The organism is Arcanobacterium haemolyticum DSM 20595 (assembly GCF_000092365.1).
GTDB classification, from domain to species: Bacteria; Actinomycetota; Actinomycetes; order Actinomycetales; family Actinomycetaceae; genus Arcanobacterium; species Arcanobacterium haemolyticum.
In genome coordinates, this window is the sequence record NC_014218.1 from 1790030 (window position 1) to 1804424 (window position 14395).

At 52.3% G+C, this 14395-nt stretch carries 16 protein-coding genes; 5 read left to right on the plus strand and 11 right to left on the minus strand.

The genetic code is table 11. The features are described 5' to 3' along the window. Positions 1-43: 43 nt before the first annotated feature. From ARCH_RS10010 to ARCH_RS09480, 3 genes are all read left to right on the plus strand, one after another. Positions 44-262 (plus strand): hypothetical protein, encoded by a 219-nt coding sequence (locus ARCH_RS10010; RefSeq protein WP_187286507.1) that lies wholly within the window; start codon positions 44-46, stop codon positions 260-262. Between the two features lie 301 nt (positions 263-563). Beyond that, positions 564-905 (plus strand): hypothetical protein, encoded by a 342-nt coding sequence (locus ARCH_RS08300; RefSeq protein WP_148214501.1) that lies wholly within the window; start codon positions 564-566, stop codon positions 903-905. A gap of 101 nt (positions 906-1006) precedes the next feature. Then, a complete protein-coding gene (locus ARCH_RS09480; RefSeq protein WP_013170825.1) occupies positions 1007-1579 on the plus strand; it encodes a LytR C-terminal domain-containing protein in 573 nt (190 codons plus the stop codon). Positions 1580-1583: 4 nt separating this feature from the next. On the opposite strand, the gene ARCH_RS08310 is transcribed toward ARCH_RS09480, so the two are convergent. The 5 genes from ARCH_RS08310 to cysS form a co-directional block, all read right to left on the minus strand. Next, positions 1584-2948, minus strand: coding sequence for a uracil-xanthine permease family protein (locus ARCH_RS08310; RefSeq protein ID WP_013170826.1), 1365 nt, complete (start codon positions 2946-2948; stop codon positions 1584-1586). A gap of 100 nt (positions 2949-3048) precedes the next feature. After that, complete coding sequence (locus ARCH_RS08315; protein ID WP_013170827.1) at positions 3049-3570, minus strand: ASCH domain-containing protein; 522 nt, start codon at positions 3568-3570, stop codon at positions 3049-3051. A 2-nt stretch (positions 3571-3572) separates the two neighbouring features. After that, complete coding sequence (locus ARCH_RS08320; RefSeq protein WP_013170828.1) at positions 3573-4838, minus strand: hypothetical protein; 1266 nt, start codon at positions 4836-4838, stop codon at positions 3573-3575. Between the two features lie 6 nt (positions 4839-4844). Then, positions 4845-5828 (minus strand): 23S rRNA (guanosine(2251)-2'-O)-methyltransferase RlmB, encoded by a 984-nt coding sequence (gene rlmB, locus ARCH_RS08325; RefSeq protein ID WP_013170829.1) that lies wholly within the window; start codon positions 5826-5828, stop codon positions 4845-4847. Further along, positions 5828-7255 carry a cysteine--tRNA ligase gene (gene cysS, locus ARCH_RS08330; RefSeq protein WP_013170830.1) on the minus strand — a complete coding sequence of 476 codons (1428 nt, stop codon included), beginning with the start codon at positions 7253-7255 and terminating at the stop codon, positions 5828-5830. The genes rlmB and cysS overlap by 1 nt, the downstream gene beginning before the upstream one ends. Before the next feature lie 183 nt (positions 7256-7438). Here cysS and ARCH_RS08335 point away from each other — a divergent pair, with 183 nt between their 5' ends. Beyond that, positions 7439-8845 carry an MFS transporter gene (locus ARCH_RS08335; protein WP_231957975.1) on the plus strand — a complete coding sequence of 469 codons (1407 nt, stop codon included), beginning with the start codon at positions 7439-7441 and terminating at the stop codon, positions 8843-8845. A 25-nt stretch (positions 8846-8870) separates the two neighbouring features. On the opposite strand, the gene ispF is transcribed toward ARCH_RS08335, so the two are convergent. The 5 genes from ispF to ARCH_RS08360 all read right to left on the minus strand — a co-directional run bounded on the left by ispF (position 8871) and on the right by ARCH_RS08360 (position 12624). Then, positions 8871-9362: a 2-C-methyl-D-erythritol 2,4-cyclodiphosphate synthase gene (gene ispF, locus ARCH_RS08340; RefSeq protein ID WP_013170832.1), complete on the minus strand. Its 492-nt coding sequence runs from the start codon at positions 9360-9362 to the stop codon at positions 8871-8873. 3 nt (positions 9363-9365) lie between these two features. Further along, a complete protein-coding gene (gene ispD / locus ARCH_RS08345; RefSeq protein ID WP_013170833.1) occupies positions 9366-10064 on the minus strand; it encodes a 2-C-methyl-D-erythritol 4-phosphate cytidylyltransferase in 699 nt (232 codons plus the stop codon). 72 nt (positions 10065-10136) lie between these two features. Next, on the minus strand, positions 10137-10682 hold the full coding sequence (locus ARCH_RS08350) for a CarD family transcriptional regulator (RefSeq protein WP_013170834.1): 546 nt from the start codon (positions 10680-10682) through the stop codon (positions 10137-10139). 74 nt (positions 10683-10756) lie between these two features. Then, on the minus strand, positions 10757-11443 hold the full coding sequence (locus ARCH_RS08355; RefSeq protein ID WP_041641087.1) for a response regulator transcription factor: 687 nt from the start codon (positions 11441-11443) through the stop codon (positions 10757-10759). After that, complete coding sequence (locus ARCH_RS08360) at positions 11443-12624, minus strand: sensor histidine kinase (protein WP_013170836.1); 1182 nt, start codon at positions 12622-12624, stop codon at positions 11443-11445. The genes ARCH_RS08355 and ARCH_RS08360 overlap by 1 nt, the downstream gene beginning before the upstream one ends. A gap of 143 nt (positions 12625-12767) precedes the next feature. Between ARCH_RS08360 and phoU the strand changes: the two genes are divergently transcribed. After that, entirely contained in the window at positions 12768-13412 is a 645-nt protein-coding gene (gene phoU, locus ARCH_RS08365) for a phosphate signaling complex protein PhoU (protein WP_013170837.1), read from the plus strand. Positions 13413-13512: 100 nt separating this feature from the next. Here phoU and ARCH_RS08370 read toward each other — a convergent pair whose 3' ends face one another. Beyond that, the gene (locus ARCH_RS08370) at positions 13513-14253 is read right to left on the minus strand and encodes a phosphoglyceromutase (RefSeq protein ID WP_013170838.1); all 741 of its coding nucleotides are present in this window, start codon (positions 14251-14253) and stop codon (positions 13513-13515) included. Between the last annotated feature and the right edge of the window lie 142 nt (positions 14254-14395).

The following is a 14395-nucleotide window of genomic DNA, read 5'->3' on the forward strand; positions in this document are numbered from 1 at the left end:
CTTGACAGAATATGCCCGCCAGAATGAGATAACTCGGCACCAAATGGAACGTCAGCATCATGAAGCAATGGCAATGCCACAACGCCAGCTTAATGCGCTTCAAGAAGTGGCAATAACGCAAGCCGCACTGTATGACGAACAATTAACTCAAACAGGCATTATGGCCGAACAAACTCAGATTCAATCTGATATTGCATACGTTCGCCCTTACCGGCGCCGGAATGATTACCACATCGTCCGCGTTTGCCGCAGAAGGAGATGAAGAAAACGGGGCATTATTGATGGTCAGTACTTCTACCCTATCGTCGAGGTTAAGGTAGAGGAGACTGTTTCTATTGCGCCACGAGTTTACAATCCTACCTATAAGCCGTACTTCCAAAAAATTCACGGCCCTGATTTTCTAAAGCTCGATCACGAAACAGGCGTAGTTACAGCCTACCCTAACTCGCCCGCTTATGAAGGGGTACATAAAATTTCAGGTCACCTACTCTAACGGGCCGGACGGAGAGATAGACGGTATTGCCCGTGCGTACATCAAAGTCCTTCCGCAGGCTGAACCAGAAATGTCTGAATCTGAAAAGGCTCCAGAGTCCCCGACGCCAGAGGTTGAACCAACTCCAGCTCCAGGTACGCCGGCACCAAAGATTGAAACTCCTTCAGGTAATGACGTTTCTTCTGACGCAAGCGCAAGCACGCCAGCAGGAAATAACGAGACTAAAGAAGGTAAGCCACAGGCTGGAAAGTCCACGTCTGGCAAGAAATCAACCACCCTAGTATCTCCACGGCATACGGAAGCTAAGGCTGGTGAACTGGCAAAGACTGGTCTTTCCATCGGCGGAATCACCTTGGCTCTGAGCCTTACCGGAACCGGCGCAAGCCTCCTTGCCTTCCGCCGTAAGCACTGACATTCTTACTGTCCGGAAAACAACAAAAACAGCGGGATTAACCTCCCGCTGTTTTCCATTGGCACTCGCCCTGCCACAACTTGTACGCTACATTAGATAAGGTGAGCACCCAATATGATCCACGCGCGGAATACCGCAAGCGAATTCAGCAACGGCAAACAGTCATCTTCGGTTCTATCTCAGCCGTGATGGCCTTCCTTCTTGTGTTCGGAACACTGATTTGGGTTGGTATTATCCCAGCACCATTTAATGTTGGATTCTCTTCAAAAGTTGAACCAACAGCAACCGTCCCTTGCCCATCGGACAACGCCAAGCCAAAGGATCTTGCTACACTCACAACACGTATCTACAACTCCACCTCAGTCAGTGGGCAAGCCGGCGCAGTCGGCCAAGCGTTAAGCTCCCTCGGCGTCACGGTTACAGAAACTACCAATTGGAATGGCAAGCCACTTCCAGAATCCACTCGCCTTATCGCGGGCAAGAAGGGAATCGACGGCGCTTACACACTCCGCGCTTACTTCCCGGGTGCCACGATTCATTTTGATGCGAACACTAATTCCGACGTAATCGACGTCGTCATCGGCAAAAAATTCACCGAAACTCATATCGGCCCCACCGATGAAGAAAAATCCTCATCAATGGAGCCGATCAAAAACTGTACGTCGGTTAATTAAAACTTCACGGTTCCCGCACAAGCGCGCCCTGTTCCAACTCTGCACCTGCAGGTGCGGAAGCTGGAGTAGCCGGCTCGATTGTCGTACCACGCCACCGGGACAGTCCGCGCATCACATGGTAAATCACGATCGCGCCGAAGGATCCCAACGCGATTCCAGAGAATTCTAGGTTGCCCACGAATAACGTGTAGTTCGCGATTGCTACAATCATCGCTACGGACGCGGTGTTGAGGTTGACTGGATCAGAGAAGTCCACCTTATTCTGAACCCAAATCCGAATACCCAGCATGCCAATCATCCCATAAAGCACGGTCGCAGCACCGCCAAGAACACCAGCTGGAATCGTCGCGATGGCCGCACCGAACTTCGGCAACATGGACAGGCAGAGAGCAAACCCTGCCGCCACCAGGTAAGCAACAGTAGAGTAGATGCGCGTAGCGGCCATGACGCCGATGTTTTCGGCATACGTTGTTGTTGCAGAACCGCCACCGGAACCGGCAACTATGGTTGCCATGCCGTCGGCGAAAAGTGCACGGCCGGTGTAGGCATCCAAGTTCTCACCAGTCATCGCGGAAACAGACTTCACGTGCCCCACGTTCTCCGCAACCAGCACCAAAACTACTGGAATGAAGAGGGCAAACAGGCTCAGATCAAACGATGGTGCGCGGAAGTGTGGCAACCCAACGATATCCGCGGCCGCCACCGCACCGAAATCAACTTCGCCACGAATAATCGCCGTCACGTATCCGACAATCACGCCGATCAGGATTGAGAGGCGCCCCATGATTCCCTTGAACAGCACCGTTGCCAGCAAGATCGCCACGATCGTCACCACTGCGGTAACCGGAGCGGCCTTCACGTTGTTCCATGCGGACGGCGCCAAGTTGAAACCAATGAGCGAAACGATCGCGCCGGTCACAACTGGTGGCATCAACACGTCGATCCAGCGGGTGCCGGCGAAGTGGGCGGCCACGCCGATCAGGGCCAGCAGAGCGCCGGTCATGATGATTCCGCCCTGGGCCAGCGACGCAAGTTCATCGCTCAGCGGCTTGCCGCCGTTCGCAACATACCCGGTCACGGCGCCAATCGGAGCGAGGAACGCGAACGAGGATCCCAAGTAGGACGGCACGCGGCCGGACGTGATGAGGATAAAAAGAATGGTTCCAACGCCGGTGAAGAACAAAGTTGTTGCCGGGTCGAAACCAGTCAATAGTGGAACTAGGAATGTCGCTCCAAACATGGCCACCATGTGTTGAGCACCAACACCAAACGTAATGGGCCATGAAAGCCGTTCATTCGGTGGAACGATCTCCCCTGGAGTGATTTTTGTTCCGTCCCCGTGGAGTTTCCACGTGAAAAGCTGCGACATGCGAGTCTCCTAGCCAAGGTCTTGTACACAAACGTCCAGAACTATACGGATTGGCAGGACCCCTTTTCAACTTTACTGTGTGTGAAGTAAAGAATAGTGGTTACGCTACGTCCGTATCCACACGGTACATGACGTCAAAATATTCGACGACGACGGGCGCACTTTCGTCAAATTCCACGCCGATTTCCGCGGATTCTGTTGCAAAAATGTGAGCGTTTTTGGCGCGCCACTGGGAGACGTCTCCTTCGCCTTCTGCTTTCACAATGGACTCTGTTATCTCATTAAATGGGACGATTTCTACCTGGCGATTGCGAAGGAGAGCAACCGGATGGGCGTTACCATCTAGCAGGATCGAGAGATCACCAACACGGGGATAGGATTCTTCTGCATGATCGTAGAGCGGCGCGTAGCTGGATGTTGCACACTTGGTGCCGTCCAGAACCAAGCGGGCCAGTTCATCCGCGAGTGCACGCGTGCCATCGCCCAAGGCGAATGATGGCGGTTCCACGGAAACTACATCGGTGTATGCGAGCACGCCGGGAACTTCTGCGAGCTTAGAACGAGTTTTGGCGCGGGTCCAAAATGCTGCCAGTTCTTCTGCCACAGGTTCTGGAACGTTCATGATTATCCTTCCCAGTTGCGCATATTGCGCCATGATTCGATTGTTGATTGTTTCCGATCAACAATATTTCGCATATAGGTGGTGGTGCCGATGCGTGTGAAGGCACTCATGAGTACGCCTGCCCCAACAGCAGCCAGTGCAGTGCCGCCGATTCCGCGACGGTGGCGGTTGTATGCGGTTGCCAGGAGCGCTCCTGCAATCGCTGATTGGGCTACCGATCCCATGGCTACTAACCACGGGCGATCAAGATAGATTTTTTGCACGGCGCGCATGATTGATGGTTCAACTACGCCTTCTCCAGCGAACTCCCATGCCAGAGTTTCTGCAAACGTCCAATCTTCTGGTGACACTACGTGAGCTGCGGGAACAGCAGAAAGAGATCCGCGTCCTGTGAGCACATCGGCGATTTCGCGCGGGAGGCCCAGGGTGGCCAAGAAAGTATAGACGGCGCGTTCTGGAGTTTCCAGAAGTGCACGACGCATGTGGGCGAATGTGACATTCATAAGATCGGCGATGGCCAAGCGGGCTACAGCACCGGCGCCGAGTTCATCTATCACAAAATCATGGGCTGGCGATCCGTGCACGATCCATGCGAACAGTGGCATCTCGCCGCTCCAGTCCCACACCATTCGAATGCCATCGCGGCGCACGGCCAACATTGGACGATCGTGATCACTTGTGCTGGCAGCCAATGCCATCATGTAGTTTGGCCGCGGGAATACTTTACGGTATCCATTAAGTGGCTGTTCGGAAACTAGCACACGCAAATTTCCGAATTTACTCACCATGATGGGAGCACCCTGCGTATTTGCTAGTGGCGGGACTTCGGACATGGACATGTCCGTAATCAGCATCATTGAGCCGGAATCGAAATCAGGAAGTTTCGCACCCGATACGCCGGCATCCACATCATGGATATCCTGCTCTGGTTCGATATCCAGATCGTCATCTACATCAACCGCACCCAGATCGATTGGACCGTGGACTGCTTCGCCATCAAGTTCCACAGCAACTTTGCGGAGCTTTTCTTGCATGTCCACCAGGAGATCAGTGACGGACAAGCCACGAATAACCGTGCCCGCATCGTCTAGCATCGCCACACGCCGGCGGCGCCCACTGATCGCAACTTCGAAATCATAGCCATTCTCTACCGGCATACCACGCCCAAGAATTTTCTGATCAGCAAAGAATTCTTCGATGATTTCTGGGGTGGTGAGGTAGGCATCGAGAATATCAATATGCCCGCGAACTGATCTCCAGGAGGTCATGATCTATTACGCCTTCTTTTGATGGAAGTTACGACGCTTAACATCGATCTGATAGAGCGCAATACCGGTTGCAACGGCTGCGTTGAGCGATTCCATATCCGATGCGATCGGAATGGAAGCAATAACATCACATGTATCGCGAACCAGGCGTGAAAGGCCCTTGCCTTCCGAACCAGTCACGATAACCAGTGGAACATCTGCCATATCGAGCGTATCAACGGTAGCATCTCCCCCACCATCAAGCCCAACAACAAAGTATCCTTGAGCTTTCAGATCTTCTAGCGCACGCACCAGGTTTGTTTCACGTGCAACGGGCACACGCGCCGCCGCGCCTGCAGAAACTTTCCACACGGTAGCATTCACACCAGCACTCCGGCGTTCAGGAATCAATACACCATCTGCACGGAACGCAGATGCCGAACGCATAGCCGCACCCAGGTTGTGCGGATCAGTCACGGAATCCAATGCCACAATGAGCCCTGGTTCTAAGTGATCGTGGCCAAGCGCCACAAGTTCTTCTACATCTACGTATTCATATGGCGGGATTTCCAAGGCGATACCCTGGTGGACCTGACCGTCAGTCATCTTGTCCAGCTCAAAACGAGTCACTTCAATAAGTTCCGCACCAGATTCGGTAGCGGCCCGAAGAACGGTGGCCACTCGTTCGTCGTTAGCCAACGAACCCACAACAAAAACGCGACTGAACGGGATACCGGAGGCCACAATTTCTACAACTGGATTGCGCCCGCTCACCAATTCGTAACCTTCAGGCGTATGCAAATGCCCGCGCAACTTCGGCCCAGCAGCCTTCACAGCAGCGGCTTCACGCGCCACTTTCTTCTTGTAAGCCGGATGGTATGTACGTTCTTCAGCCTTAGGTGTTGGCCCTTTACCTTCAAGGCCGCGGCGACGCTGACCGCCAGACCCCACACGTGTACCCTTTTTGGGCCCCTTACGTACTGCTCCTGGACGCCCGAAATGACCTGCCATTATTTTTCTCCGATCTTCCAGCGAGCACCCGCCGCCGAATCTTCTACCTGAATACCAGCAGTCTGCAGTGAATCACGCAAGGCGTCTGCTCGTGCCCAGTCCTTTGCCGCACGCGCGGCAGCTCGTTCATTCAAAATCGCGTGGACCAACGAATCCAACGCTTCGTGATAATCAGATCCTGCCGAGGATTCTTCATGCCACGGCGAAGCACATGGATCAAGCCCAAGAACGTCGAGCATAGCACGAACAAGTGCCTGTTCCTGGCGAATCTCTACGTGTTCTTCAGCCGCAATCGCATTATTTCCGGCAGTCACATGTTCGTGAATCACTGCCAGCGCGGCAGAAACATTCACATCATCATCCATCGCATCAACGAACTCATCCGGGAGTTCGGCAAGCCCAATACCCGCCACTTCTTCTGCAGGAACCTCACCAACAGCATCAATTGCCCGCCGCACAAAGCCAGCCAGACGATCCCATACCGCCCCCGCTTCTGCCAAAGTGCGATCCGAATACGCCACGGTAGAACGGTAATGCACTGCCCCCAGTGCCAGCCGCACAACAACCGCAGGATACTCTTCCAAAATCCGGGATACAATCAACGAATTTCCCAAAGATTTGCTCATCTTTTCGCCGTCGATAGTCACCCACGCATTATGCATCCAATATTGCGCAAACCCGTAGCCCGCCCCATGCGATTGTGCCTGCTCGTTTTCATGGTGAGGGAAGCGCAAATCGATCCCGCCCCCGTGGATATCAAAGCTTTCGCCCAAATATTTCCCGGCCATCGCCGAGCATTCCAAATGCCAGCCTGGCCGGCCACGCCCCCACGGGGTATCCCATGATGCGCTGGCCGGTTCGCCCGGCTTCGCGGCCTTCCACAGCGCAAAATCACGCGGGTTGCGCTTGTCAGGTTCCACCGCGGCGTCGTCATTAAAATCATCCAACGTTTGGCGCGTCAAGGAACCGTAATCAGCCAACGATGCCACGTCAAAATACACATTCCCGGAATCGCCAGGATACGCATGCCCGCGCTCAATCAAGCGCGCGATAAACGCAATCATTTCCGGAACGTGGCCGGTAGCGCGCGGTTCATACGTTGGCCGCAACACGCCCAACGCATCGTACGCCTGCGTGAATTCATTTTCGTAAATGTAGGCGTGCGCCCAAAACTCCCGCCCAGCGTCCGCCGATTTCGCCAAAATCTTATCATCAATATCAGTCACGTTACGTACCATCGTAGTTTCGTAACCGGACCGGCGAAGCCACCGAACCAACACGTCAAACGCCACTGCAGAACGCATGTGCCCGATGTGCGGCGAACCCTGAACGGTTGCACCACACAAATAAATGCCCACCTTGCCAGGTACAAGAGACGTAAATTCGCGCATAGCCCGCGTAGCGGAGTCATAGATATGTAGTGCCATACCCACGATTTTACACTGAAAAACAACCGCACCCCGTACCAAGATCCTCACACGTATAAATCTGTGGAAATCTCAGTCTATCCACAGCCGCCACCGCCCATTGTCCGAACATTTGTCCATTTTCACACAAGTAATTTTTCACTTATTTACCCATCCGTAACTAAATGGAGATAGATTACATACATGAGTACAGAAACAATGCCTCTACCAAGTAATGACGCCTTTCCGTATCCAACGGAAACCACAGCACCAGAGGCCGCTACAAAGAAAACGAACCCTTTCACCAAAAAAGTGATCTATTGGGGTTTGTGGGATTGGGGTTCGGCTGCGTTCAACGCGATCGTCACCACTTTCATCTTCGCCTTTTATATTTCCAACCCAAAGCTCTTCGGCGATCACGCCAACTCTTACCTCGGCTGGGCTCTGGGAATCGCAGGCATCATTATCGCCCTTATTGCTCCAGCATTGGGGCAGACTGTTGATCGTTCCGGCAAGCGCGCCACCGTTTTGTCTGTTACCACGTTGGGCACGGCAGCTATCATCGCACTGTTGTTCTTTGTGAAGCCTGGCGAAGATTACTTGTTGCTTGGCCTGGTTTTGGTGGGCATTGGCAATATTTTGTTCGAAACCGGTTCTGTTGTGTACAACTCTTTGCTTTCTGATTTGGCAAAGAAGGAGCACTATGGCCGCATTTCTGGTTTCGGCTGGGGCTTGGGCTACTTGGGTGGCATTGTTCTTTTGCTGATCTTGTTTATTGGTTTTATTAGCCCCGAGGTGGGTTGGTTTGGAGTCACGAGTGTTGAAGGTTTAAACGTTCGTGTATCCATGCTTATCGCTGCCGCATGGTTGGCTGGTTTTTCGCTCCCGTTGATTTTTACTCTCAAAAATAAGGCTCGTGTTGAGGACAACGCTGTTGCTGGTTTTAGCCATGCTTACCGCGAGTTGTTTCGTTCTATCGTTGACTTGTGGCATAAGGATCGCATTGTTTTGTGGTTCTTGATTTCTTCTGCGATTTATCGTGATGGTTTGGCTGGCGTTTTTTCGTTTGGTGCGATTATTGCTGGCGTTGCGTTCGGTTTTTCGAGTTCAGAAGTTATCGTGTTTGGTATTGCCGCGAACGTGGTTGCTGGTATTTTTACGATTGGTTTTGGCTGGTTGGACGATCGTATTGGGGCCGCTAAGGTTATTATTTTCTCGGTTGGCTCGATGGTTGTGTTGGGCACGTGCGTTTTCGTGTTCCACGATGGTATTTTCGGTTTCTCTGGCCACGATGCGTATTGGGCTTTTGGTCTGGCGTTGTGTGTTTTTGTGGGGCCAACTCAGTCGGCGTCACGCACGTATTTGGCGCGTTTGGCGCCTCCTGGCGAAGAAGCGGAGATTTTTGGTTTATACGCAACGACTGGGCGTGCAGCTTCTCCGTTGGCTCCGTTGTTGTACGCTTCCGCGATTTCTATGGGGGCGTGGTTGCTTAATATTTCCCAAGAAGAGGCAGCGTATTTTGGCGTGATGGGAATTGTTGTGGTTTTGTTCCTTGGTTTAGTGGCGTTTATTCCTGTGGCACGGCACGCTAAGGTTCAAAAGGAGCGTTAACATTTTACGCTCGGGTGTGGCGGTTTCAGCCGCCACATTTTTTGACGACGAGCGCCGTTGCGATCGCTGCGAGTCCTTCTTTGCGGCCTACGAATCCGAGATGGTCGGTTGTGGTTGCGGATACTGAAACGGGTGCGCCGACGACGGCGGTCATCGCCTTTTCCGCTTCCATCTTACGTGGTGCAAAACGTGGTTTTTGGCCGAGCAACTGTACTGTGACGTTCATGATGGTCCAGCCTGCGTTGGCGACTAGGCGTACTGATTCAGTAAGGAGCGCTGTTCCTGATGCTCCTGCCCATTCTGGACGGTCTACGCCAAATACTGTGCCAAGTTCGCCAATTCCTGATGCGATCAGGAGGGCATCGGCGGCAGCGTGTGCTACCACGTCTGCATCCGAATGCCCTTCGAGTGCTTGTTCTCCTGGCCATTCTAGGCAGGCGAGGTAGAGCGTACGGTGTGGATCTGCGGAAAATGCGTGGGTATCGATCGCTGTTCCAACTCGCATATCGGTGATCATCGTTTATGCCTTGCCTGCTTGATGGGTGGTTATGAGAAGTTCTGCAACCGCTAAATCGAATGGTGTAGTGATTTTGAGGGCGCAGGAATCACCACGGACCACAGTTACGGGTTGGCCCATGAGTTCGATCAGCGAGGCGTCGTCAGTTATTGCACTGGCTTCAGATACGCTCAGCTGTTCGCTGAAGGTGTGGGCTGTGCGGAGTAGCGCGGCGCTGAATCCTTGAGGTGTTTGAACTGAACGTAAGTGTTCACGTTGTACGGTGGCCACTACTTTTTCGGTGCAATCCACCTGTTTTATTGTGTCGATTACCGGTAGAGCTGGGATCACGGCAGGTGTTCCTGCTTCAATCGTCTCCATAACCCGGTGAATCATCGCCTGCGGGGTGAGCGATCTGGCCGCATCATGAACTAACACGTAGTCGGTAGTAACGTGCCGCAAGCCGTTCGCTACTGATTCTTGACGGGTAGATCCGCCAACAACCAGTTGGGCGGTGAGGTTTGCGTGCGATAATTCTGATTCGAACTGGGCCGCATAGCCTTCTGGGATGGTCACAATAATTTGTTCGATGCCCGCATCTTTCATTGAGCGCACAGCGTGTACGATCAGTGCTTCACCGTGAAGGTGAACGAGTGCTTTAGGAATAGGGGAACCTAGACGGCTTCCTGATCCTGCACCTGCGATAATAGCGCTCCAGCTCATCACATTTCCTTGTTTCTTTTGAACAACATAAGGGCCGTACCTTTTATGGTACGACCCTTATGAGCACATCTATTATTCAGCAGATTCTGCGGATTCTGGTGTTCCGGCAGATTCGGAGCTATCAGGAGAAGGTGTGAACTCTCCAAGAATTTCGTTGAGTAGTTCAGCTGCTTCTTCATCGCTAATTCCGCGGCCTAGTGCAACTTCTGAACCTAGAATTCCACGGGCTTGAGCGAGCATACGTTTTTCACCTGCGGAAAGGCCACGATCGCTATTGCGGCGGGTAAGATCGCGGACAACTTCAGCAACCTTATTGACATCACCTGACGTGAGTTTTTCACCATTGGCCTTGTACCGGCGTGACCAGTTGGATGGTTCTTCAACATTTTCTTCACGCAACACAGCAAAAACGCGTTCAAGTTGTTCATCGTTAGATACATCCCGCAAACCAACCTGTTCGATTGAATCTGCTGGGACCTGGATCACCATATCACCTTGAATGATACGCAGAGTGAGATAAAGGCGCTTTTCTCCACGCATCATCTTTTCTGAAATATCTTCAATGTACGCAGCCCCATGGTGAGGGTAAACGACCGTTTCTCCGACTTTGAAGCTCATGTGGTAGTCTCTCTATTCTCCGCGAACATGGAATGCCCCTATTCTACCAAAGTTCTGGGAGGCCCCGCTGGAACCTATGCTGAGGGCGTGACGATCTTGTATCCAACTCCGCGTACTGTCACCAGCAGTGAGGGGTTTACCGGATCTTTTTCGATCTTAGATCTGATGCGTTTCACATGAACGTCTAGCGTTTTTGAATCGCCCACATAGCCTATTCCCCAGATTCGATCCAAGATTTGACCGCGAGTGACTACTCGTCCTGCGTTCTCCATCAAGTATTCGAGTAGTTCATATTCACGAAGTGGCATGCTGATCGGCTGATGATCAACGTAAACAACGTGTGCTACAGGATCGATAGTTACTCGCCCAATCGTGATCGGTTGTGGTTCTTCCGTGGCAGGTTCTGCTCCAGTTCGCCGTAAGATCGCACGAATTCGAGCCACTAGTTCACGGTAGGAATACGGTTTTGTCACATAGTCATCTGCACCGATTTCTAAGCCAACAACTTTATCTATTTCACTTTCTTTGGCTGTCACCATAATGATGGGCACGGACGAATGTTGCCGAATCTTCCGGCACACATCTTCTCCACTCATTTCGGGCAACATGAGATCAAGCAAGATGACGTCCGCTTTCTTATACACATCGAGCGCTTGCACGCCGTTGGACGCAGTAAGGACGTCATACCCATCGCGATTGAGGTTAAAACGCAAAACATCGCGGAATGTTGCTTCATCATCAACAATCAACACCGTAACCATCATTCACCTTCCACTGTTGAACCGCGGCCTTGCCGTTGTGCTTCTTCGAGCATATCCGGCGTATACGCTTCCGGAAGAATAACCGTGAATGTTGATCCTTTGCCGACTTCACTCCACAGTTTGATTCGCCCGCCATGATCTGCCACCACGTGTTTAACGATTGCAAGCCCGAGCCCAGAACCGCCAGTTTCACGCGATCGCGCCTTGTCACCTCGATAGAAACGTTCGAAGATCCGCGGTTGCACATCTGGTTCAATCCCTTCCCCTTGATCAAGGACGATGACGTGAACTTCTCCGTCCTGATTTATCGCGCTGATAGAGACGCGCGAATGTGGGCGCGAATACCGAACAGCATTATCTAAAAGGTTGCGGATAGCGGTTGTCAGTAGCGCCTGATCACCGTACACACGCAGTCCACTTCTACCTCCAGAAATCAAGGAAACATTCCTGTTTTCGGCTTCTATCCGAACTCGATCAAGCGCTTCTTCGATCACCTGATCCACAGACACAACATCAGAATCGGCAAGAGAATCGCCTTCTTGGAGCTGAGAAAGTTGAATGATTTCCTTAACAAGGTTGCCCAACCGTTCCGATTCTGCCATCATCTTCTCAGAGAAGTGGCGTACGTGTTCAGGTTCGTCAGCCACCGAATGAATCGTTTCAGCAAGTAGACGCACTGCTCCTACCGGAGTTTTTAATTCGTGCGATACGTTGGCAACAAAATCGCGTCGGGTTTCTTCAAGCCGCCGTTTGGCAGTCATATCCTCCAGTAGCACAAGAATATGATCGCCTTCTACAGGCGCCGCACGCAGCCACAGCCGCAGATCAGCGGCTTCATCCATGGTTTCGCGTGGAACAACCAGATCAGCATCAACGATTTTCCCGCGAGCCCGGGCATCCCGAATAAGATCAGCCACATCGGCCCGAAGTTGCGCCTCCCAAATCAGCCCATACGCATACGCACGAGGAGAGGCACGTACGATCCGATCATGGGCATCAATCACAATATGGGCTTGAGGCAGGGCGTTAAAAACAGACGTTGCAGATTCAAGCGCCCCTTCTCTTTCACGCCGCGATTCGGCACGATGCTGGCGTTCACTCACAATAAACGCAACAGATGCCCCGACAGCTATTAAAGCTCCCAGGATCAAACCCATCACAAACGTTAAACCTTCAGGCATACTCCAAGCCTATTGCACGCCTCCCACACATTTCTGTGTACACCGGATTTGTTTGCCAAATGTTCACTTTCCCGGCCGGCGTCGTTTACTTCTCCTTGGTTAACTAGAAAGCGGATGTTCCTTTCACATTTAGGAGATTGACTGTGCGCGAACAATTTCGGCAAGAAATGCACGATTTAACAAAGACTCTCACGCTTGAAGCGCAGGCGGCTGCGAAAGCAATGAAGCGCGCGGCGGCCGCGTTGAAAAATGCGAACCTTGCAGTGGCAGAGCAGGTGATTGATTCAGATTCCCGTATTGATCTGCTGGAACGGCATATTGACGACATGGGGATTTCAATGCTTGCACGCCAGGCTCCAGTGGCGTCGGATCTGCGCACGGTTGTCTCCGCGTTGCGCCTTTCGTCAATTCTGGAGCGCATGGGCGATTTGGCGCGGCACGTTGCGTATGTGGCGCGTGGCCGCTACCCGCAAACTCCTGTTGAAGGCGACGTTTTCGCGATTCTATCCCGCATGGCCGATCAGGCAGAAATAGTTGGGAAGAAGGTTGCGGAGTTGATTGAAACGCACGATTTGCGTTTAGCGGATGCGATTATTGACGACGACGATGTTCTAGACGATCTGCATCGGGAAATTTTCTCGATCGTCCTTGATCCTGGGCATGATCTAAGCCGGCAGGAAATCGTGGATGCTGTACTGCTAAGCCGCTATTTGGAACGTTACGGCGATCACGCTGTTTCGGTTGCTAACCGTATGCGATTCCTCGTCACCGGATTAGAACCAAATTAAACCAGGCGGTCAGATAGAAGCAGAGTGGGAGGCCTCAATATTATTGAGGCCTCCCACTCTGTAGGTTCTATTTTATGAACCGCAGATCATAGACCGAATCTCACTTGCCCTGGTTAGCAACTGCTTCGATTGCAGCCTTTGCGGCTTCTGGATCGAGGTAGGTGCCGCCCTTGGTGATTGGCTTAAGGGTTTCTTCATCCAATTCGTAGAAGAGTGGGATTGCGGTTGGAATGTTCAAACCGGAAATCTCATCGTCAGAGATCTCATCGAGGTGCTTGACGATTGCGCGCAGGGAGTTACCGTGTGCGGCGATCATGACAGTCTTACCCGACTTGAGTTCTGGAACGATTTCGCCTTCCCAGAATGGGAGGAGGCGTTCGAGCACGTCCTTCAAGCATTCAGTTGCTGGGATTGGTTCACCTGCGTAACGCGGATCGGAATCTTGGGAGAATTCGGATCCTGCTTCGATTGCCGGTGGTGGAACATCGTACGAACGGCGCCACTCCATGAAGAGGTCCTCACCGTATTCGTCACGAATTTCCTTTTTGTTCTTACCCTGGAGCGCACCGTAGTGGCGCTCGTTGAGGCGCCAGTTGCGCTTCACTGGAATCCAGTGGCGATCGGCAGCATCAAGGGAAAGGTTGGCTGTCATGATTGCACGGCGTAGGAGGGAGGTGAAGAGCAGATCAGGAAGCACATCGGCATCCTTGAGCATCTTACCCGCACGCTTAGCTTCTTCAGTTCCCTTTTCGGAAAGTGGGACATCTACCCAACCGGTGAAGAGGTTCTTTGCGTTCCATTCACTTTCGCCGTGACGGACGAGAACGAGTTTGTAAGTCATTGTGTTCAACTTCCATGTTCGGTAACACTTCGGTGATGCGCACGAAGCGCACTCCTTACAGTCTACGTCTCATTTGCTCATGGCGGGTAGGTCTGAGGTCTGAACACACGAATGAATCATCAATATTTTCACCCTTCGCACA

Excerpts from the sequence above, each read along its gene's own strand:
- ARCH_RS10010 (WP_187286507.1), top strand. The coding sequence starts at position 44 with ATGGAACGTCAGCATCATGAAGCAATGGCAATGCCACAACGCCAGCTT.
- ARCH_RS08300 (WP_148214501.1), top strand. The coding sequence starts at position 564 with ATGTCTGAATCTGAAAAGGCTCCAGAGTCCCCGACGCCAGAGGTTGAA.
- ARCH_RS08310 (WP_013170826.1), bottom strand. The coding sequence starts at position 2,948 with ATGTCGCAGCTTTTCACGTGGAAACTCCACGGGGACGGAACAAAAATC.
- ARCH_RS08315 (WP_013170827.1), bottom strand. The coding sequence starts at position 3,570 with ATGAACGTTCCAGAACCTGTGGCAGAAGAACTGGCAGCATTTTGGACC.
- ARCH_RS08320 (WP_013170828.1), bottom strand. The coding sequence starts at position 4,838 with ATGACCTCCTGGAGATCAGTTCGCGGGCATATTGATATTCTCGATGCC.
- rlmB (WP_013170829.1), bottom strand. The coding sequence starts at position 5,828 with ATGGCAGGTCATTTCGGGCGTCCAGGAGCAGTACGTAAGGGGCCCAAA.
- cysS (WP_013170830.1), bottom strand. The coding sequence starts at position 7,255 with ATGGCACTACATATCTATGACTCCGCTACGCGGGCTATGCGCGAATTT.
- ARCH_RS08335 (WP_231957975.1), top strand. The coding sequence starts at position 7,439 with ATGAGTACAGAAACAATGCCTCTACCAAGTAATGACGCCTTTCCGTAT.
- ispF (WP_013170832.1), bottom strand. The coding sequence starts at position 9,362 with ATGATCACCGATATGCGAGTTGGAACAGCGATCGATACCCACGCATTT.
- ispD (WP_013170833.1), bottom strand. The coding sequence starts at position 10,064 with ATGAGCTGGAGCGCTATTATCGCAGGTGCAGGATCAGGAAGCCGTCTA.
- ARCH_RS08350 (WP_013170834.1), bottom strand. The coding sequence starts at position 10,682 with ATGAGCTTCAAAGTCGGAGAAACGGTCGTTTACCCTCACCATGGGGCT.
- ARCH_RS08355 (WP_041641087.1), bottom strand. The coding sequence starts at position 11,443 with ATGGTTACGGTGTTGATTGTTGATGATGAAGCAACATTCCGCGATGTT.
- ARCH_RS08360 (WP_013170836.1), bottom strand. The coding sequence starts at position 12,624 with ATGCCTGAAGGTTTAACGTTTGTGATGGGTTTGATCCTGGGAGCTTTA.
- ARCH_RS08370 (WP_013170838.1), bottom strand. The coding sequence starts at position 14,253 with ATGACTTACAAACTCGTTCTCGTCCGTCACGGCGAAAGTGAATGGAAC.